Annotated in this window: 5 protein-coding genes; 3 read left to right on the top strand and 2 right to left on the bottom strand. The window is 45.6% G+C overall.

The window, feature by feature from the left end; all coding sequences use genetic code 11:
- Positions 1–180, top strand: a 180-nt coding sequence (locus JGK20_RS33010; protein ID WP_293212107.1) for a hypothetical protein, incomplete at its 5' end; no start/stop codon positions are given.
- A gap of 282 nt (positions 181–462) precedes the next feature.
- A complete protein-coding gene (locus tag JGK20_RS33005; RefSeq protein WP_293203199.1) occupies positions 463–804 on the top strand; it encodes a low temperature-induced protein in 342 nt (113 codons plus the stop codon).
- Positions 805–1,240: 436 nt separating this feature from the next.
- Here JGK20_RS33005 and JGK20_RS33000 read toward each other — a convergent pair whose 3' ends face one another.
- The gene (locus JGK20_RS33000; RefSeq protein ID WP_293180814.1) at positions 1,241–2,257 is read right to left on the bottom strand and encodes a sulfate/molybdate ABC transporter ATP-binding protein; all 1,017 of its coding nucleotides are present in this window, start codon (positions 2,255–2,257) and stop codon (positions 1,241–1,243) included.
- A gap of 566 nt (positions 2,258–2,823) precedes the next feature.
- Here JGK20_RS33000 and argC point away from each other — a divergent pair.
- Positions 2,824–3,882: an N-acetyl-gamma-glutamyl-phosphate reductase gene (gene argC / locus JGK20_RS32995; RefSeq protein ID WP_293224711.1), complete on the top strand. Its 1,059-nt coding sequence runs from the start codon at positions 2,824–2,826 to the stop codon at positions 3,880–3,882.
- 448 nt (positions 3,883–4,330) lie between these two features.
- Here argC and eno read toward each other — a convergent pair whose 3' ends face one another.
- Complete coding sequence (gene eno, locus JGK20_RS32990) at positions 4,331–5,620, bottom strand: phosphopyruvate hydratase (RefSeq protein ID WP_363319160.1); 1,290 nt, start codon at positions 5,618–5,620, stop codon at positions 4,331–4,333.
- Positions 5,621–5,694 lie beyond the last annotated feature (74 nt).

Genomic DNA, 5,694 nt, shown 5'->3' with positions numbered 1-5,694 from the left:
ACAACAGCCGTTTTATTGAGGAGCCCAATGATGGGAAACTATCACGTTCCGTTTTGGAGAGCAGTGGAGGGGGCGACTCCTTCACTGACTTTAATTATTCTGAGAAAAGTAGCCAGTAAGTTAGGTGTAAGCTTAAACCAACTGGGTAGACGGTCTTTGACGACTCCCAGCGAGAGTTAGACTTTGGGTATTACCTAAATCTACTTTGTCCGCAGAATCTCAGTGGCGTTGACTCCCTGAGAGTGTCAACTATCGGAAGACACAAAGCCCAAATATTCCCTGAGAAAGATTTCATAACCCCGTTATTTAAGCTAAATATTAATTAGCTCAAATTAACTGATTGCCACTGCTGATTCAAGTGGCTTTTATCAAACTTGAGTTAAAGATTGTGCAGAAATTGAGTTAAATTCAGCCTGTTAACAATCTCAACGATCAAAACTTCTAAATACGGAGAAATTTTGTATGTCTTTTATCAGCTTTAACCTCCCAGTCAAGCGTTTAGTTCGCAGTTTAATAGTTGTTTGTTTTTGTGCATTGATGTTTGTTTCCAATGCTTTCACAGCTTTTGCCGTTACCAGCAGCCCCACCAAAGGTGAAGCTCAACTTTTGGGGATTGAGAAAGAAGCTCAAAAAGCTGTTTTGAAAGACCCGATGTCTCTGGAAGAAACTCAGAAAAAAGCTAATGAAGGGATTAATGAAGTTCAGGGAGATGCTGACAGCGAGAAGATGAAAAATCCTTCTAATACAAGCGCGACATCCTTTGAGCAACAAGTCAAAAAGGCTGTCAGCAAAATCAAAGACTAATTGGGCAGCTAAGTGTTGTGCATTTAAACTGTATGTCAAGAAATAATTCAAGTCTTGTGGGATGGGCTTCTAGCCCGTCCCGAATATGCAATTGAAATGCACGACAGCTTATCAGCATAAAAAAGTAGGGACACGGCAATGCCGTGTCCTTATTTTTTTGTGTCCGATATCAATTTAGCTCTAGTTTGAAGAATTGAGATCAGAGTGTTTGATCGTTCGGAATGCGAGTCCGCATCGGGAGCATCTCAGTTTTGCATTTATATATAGTGCGAGCTTAAGAGCTCGCGTATTGTACAACTCGCGAGCTCTTAAGCTCGCACTATAATAAAAAAAATGCTTTTTACAAAAATGAGATGCTCCCGTCCGCATCCATTACGCTTGACTAAAGTCCTTACTACAAACCAATTTTATGGTGTTGTTCTCAGAGGATATGATATCAGATAGAATAATAAAGTGGAAATGACTTGGCATCTTTCGGCTTGACGAACACTCTTTGCTGCGGCTGCAACTGCAAGTTATCGAATCTTTCTCTTGTCAAATTAGCATTCAGCACTTGACCGTCATCTAAGGTTAATTCCACCTGAATTTCCCATCCCAAATGAATCAAGCGACTGATTCTTGCCGGCACTGTTGCACTATTTTCGGTAGTTTCAATTACTACGTCGTGAGGGCGCAAGAAAATTTCTGGGTTGGCTGAGTCAAAGCCGTTGTCTTGAAACATTCTCGAACTGCTGGGCAAGACATTCACAGGCCCGATAAAACTCATGACGAATGCACTAGCTGGATGGTCGTAAATTTCTGCGGGTGTGCCTACTTGTTCGATTTTACCTTTATTCATTACTGTAATTCGATCGGCAACTTCCATCGCTTCTTCTTGGTCGTGCGTCACAAAGACTGTGGTAACGTGCACTTCGTCGTGGAGTCTTCGCAACCAAGCGCGCAAATCTTTGCGGACTTTGGCATCGAGAGCTCCAAAAGGTTCGTCTAGCAGTAACACTTTTGGTTCCACAGCCAGGGCTCTGGCGAGGGCTACCCGCTGACGCTGGCCTCCTGAAAGTTGCGACGGGTATCTGTCGCCCAATCCTCCCAATTGGACTAAATTTAACAATTCTTCTACGCGGGATTTGACTTTCGTCGGTGGAGTTTTCTGAATTTCCATGCCGAAAGCAATATTTTTTCGCACTGTCATGTGCTTGAATAGCGCGTAGTGCTGAAACACAAATCCAATTTTGCGGTCTTGGACGCTAGTATTGGTGGCATCTTGACCTGTCAGCCAGATTTTGCCGGAGTCGGGCATTTCTAAACCTGCAATCAGTCGCAGCAGGGTGGACTTGCCGGAACCAGACGGGCCCAGCAGTGCGACTAGAGAACCTGATTCAATTTTCAAGCTGACTCGATCGAGTGCTTGGAAACTGCCAAACTGTTTTGATACGTCTTCTACAACTATTCCCATAGGAAATTCGGCAACGGATGAGTGTAATGGATTTAACGGATGTTGAGCTTTGAGGTTCGAGGAAAGAGCGAAAAAAGTTAATCCCCGGTTTATGGATAGATTTATGTAAGATTTTATAGCACGATCGCACATCCGTTGCTTAATTTTAGGGTTTTGGCGATCGCACATCCGTTTTTAGATAGGAGATTTTAGATTTGAGATTGACTCTGGAAGATTCAATGCGAGTCTGAAATTTTGGCCTCTCCACCACAGCCCTGCGGGACTTTGTATTGGTTTTTGGGCGGAGTCAATCGATTTTAGATTTTAGATTTTAGATTTTAGATTGAGCCCACGGATAAATTCGGGGGAAGAGAGGATTTTCGATTTTCGATTTGGGATTGATTCCACGGATAAATCACGTGGCGGGTACCACCGTTGAAATTCTTGGTCAAACACCGGAAAATTTACAAAAATCCACGTCAATCACAAAACAACACAATTCTTTATTACCAAAGTTGGCGTTTGGTACTACAATGCAGCAAAAGTTCAAGCGTTTTTGACTTCAAAGGCTGAGGGGATAAAGGAAAATGGGAGATGTTAGACCTGTGCCTGTAGGCATAGTTGGCGCTTCAGGTTATGGCGGCGTACAACTGGTGCGGCTGCTGGCGGATCACCCAGCGGCAGAAGTAGTGTATGTAGGCGGGGATAGCAGTGCGGGAAAACCTTTTTCCAGCCTTTATCCGCATCTGACTAACTGCATTGATTTGACTATTGAGGCGATCGACCTAGATAAAATAGCGGCAAAATGTGAAGTTGTGTTTCTGTCGCTGCCGAATGGTTTAGCTTGCCAAATGGCACCGACGCTGATTGAAGGCGGCTGCAAAGTTTTGGATTTGTCGGCTGACTACAGATTTGAAAATCTGGACACTTACAAAGCTTGGTACGGCGGCGAGCGATCGGACTCTGCTTTAGCTGCAACGGCTGTTTACGGTTTGCCAGAATTGTATCGCGATCGCATTAAAGACGCTCAATTAGTAGGCTGTGCCGGCTGCTACGTCACTGCTAGTTTATTAGCCCTGGCCCCCTTACTCAAACAAGGTCTGATCGAGCCAGAAACAGCAATTATCGACGCCAAATCAGGATCTTCGGGAGGGGGCCGCAAAGCCGAAGTTAATCTGTTGTTGGCAGAAGCTGACAATTCGATCGGCGCTTACGGGGTAGGCCGCCACCGCCACACCCCAGAAATTGAGCAAGTTTGCAGCCATTTGGCCGGACAAGATATCAAAGTCCAATTTACTCCCCACCTGATGCCGATGGTGCGGGGAATTCTGGCAACTGTTTACGCAAATTTGCGCGATCCGGGATTAGTGCGGGAAGATTTAATTACAATTTTCACCGCTTTTTACCGCAATTCTCCTTTGGTAAAAGTGTTACCGGCTGGGGTTTATCCGCAGTCAAAATGGGCTTGCGGCACGAATCTTTGTTACATCGGCGTGGAAGTCGATCCGCGCACTGATAGGGTAATTGTGATGTCGGCGATCGACAATTTAATTAAAGGTCAAGCCGGTCAAGGCATCCAGTGCATGAACTTGATGATGGGCTGGGAAGAAACTTTGGGTTTACCTCAATTGGCTTTCTATCCGTGATTATGGGGCATGGTAATTGGTAATGGGGATCAGTGTCAACTTAAGTTTGAAACCATTGATAAATCTCGTTTGTAGCTTAGTCTCGATCCCCCTAAATCCCCCTTAAGAAGGGGGACTTTGAATGCTTCTTGTCCCCCCCTTCTCAAGGGGGGCTAGGCAGGGTGGTTTTATTGTCGTCACACAAATTAGGTACGTAGTTGCGCTTAAGCGCTCTTTATAAGATTAGGAAAGAGCGCTTAAGCGCAACTACGTACCTTCGCCCAAGCGCGAGCCAATCTTTGAGCGATAATTTTGGTAGTTTCAGATTTCTTTTCCCGACAATAAAACCACCCTGCTTCTCAAGGGGGGCTAGGGGGGATCGAGCCTTGGTGGTAAACAGCCATGTGTGACTACGTTTGACCTGGTTGTTGACACCAATTCCCAATTCCCAATTACCCATTACCAAATTTTATTTGGGCCCGTAACCGATCGCACCAGCATAAATTGCCCGATCGCCCAATTCGTCCTCAATCCGCAATAAACGGTTATACTTAGCAACCCGTTCGCTGCGGCACAGAGAACCAGTCTTGATTTGACCGGCGCGAGTCGCTACGGCTAAATCAGCAATTGTAGTATCTTCAGTTTCACCCGAACGGTGGCTGATTACCGATCGATAGCTGTTGCGCTTCCCTAAGTCGATCGTATCCAAAGTCTCAGTCAAAGAACCAATTTGATTCAGCTTAATCAAAATCGAATTGCTAGCTTTCAAATCAATCCCTTTTTGCAAGCGCGTGCGATTAGTAACAAACAAATCGTCACCCACCAATTGAACTCTGCTACCCATTTTCTGAGTTAGCGCCACCCAACTATCCCAATCGTCTTCGTGCAAACCATCTTCAATGGAAACGATCGGATATTGTCCAACCAAACCATCCAAATAATCGATTAATTCTGCTGGCGAATGAGCCACACCGTCATAGGTGTACTTCCCATCTTTGTAAAATTCGCTAGCAGCAACATCCAAAGCCAAAGCAACTTGTTCACCCGGTTTGTAGCCAGCTTTTTCAATTGCCATCATTAACAAATCCAAAGCTTCCTGATTGGAACCCAAATTAGGAGCAAAACCGCCTTCATCGCCAACACCAGTCAGCAAATTTTTGTCTTTTAAGACTTTAGCCAGACTAGCAAATACTTCTGCACCCCAGCGCAAAGCTTCCTTAAAAGAAGGTGCTCCCACCGGTACAATCATAAACTCTTGAATGTCTACGTTGTTGTCGGCGTGGGAACCGCCGTTGATGACGTTCATCAAAGGCACTGGTAAAACGTTAGCCAAAGCGCCACCCAAGTAGCGGTAAAGGGGTATTTGTAAAGTCTCGGCGGCCGCCTTTGCTGTGGCTAGGGAGACTCCGAGAATGGCATTAGCGCCGAGGTTAGACTTGTTGGGGGAACCGTCCAAGTCAATCATAGTGCGATCGATTAATGGTTGGTCGATCGCATCCAGATTAGCCAAAGCGGGAGCAATTTTGTGTTCGACGTTAGCAACCGCTTTCAAAACTCCCTTACCACCGTAACGTTTTTTGTCATCGTCGCGGAGTTCGTGGGCTTCAAAAGAGCCTGTAGACGCGCCGCTGGGCACTTGGGCGAGTCCGACAACACCATTGGCTAGATACACTTCAGCTTCGATGGTAGGGCGGCCGCGGGAGTCGAGGATTTCTCTGGCTTTGATAGATTCGATCGCAGTGTCTTGCATATTAACGATTCCTGACTTTGCTCAAGGTTTGATGACATTTGGCAGTCTGTCGGTTCTCCCACACTGACTGCTGACGGGTAATA

The sequence above is a fragment of the Microcoleus sp. PH2017_05_CCC_O_A genome (assembly GCF_020738785.1).
In the GTDB taxonomy this organism is placed as follows: domain Bacteria; phylum Cyanobacteriota; class Cyanobacteriia; order Cyanobacteriales; family Microcoleaceae; genus Microcoleus.
Note: the sequence above shows the minus strand (reverse complement) of the source record. Positions and strands in the feature narration are given on the sequence as shown.

What these genes read in the sequence shown, in the direction of transcription:
- JGK20_RS33005 (WP_293203199.1), top strand. Translation starts at nt 463, where the DNA reads ATGTCTTTTATCAGCTTTAACCTCCCAGTCAAGCGTTTAGTTCGCAGT.
- JGK20_RS33000 (WP_293180814.1), bottom strand. Translation starts at nt 2,257, where the DNA reads ATGGGAATAGTTGTAGAAGACGTATCAAAACAGTTTGGCAGTTTCCAA.
- argC (WP_293224711.1), top strand. Translation starts at nt 2,824, where the DNA reads ATGGGAGATGTTAGACCTGTGCCTGTAGGCATAGTTGGCGCTTCAGGT.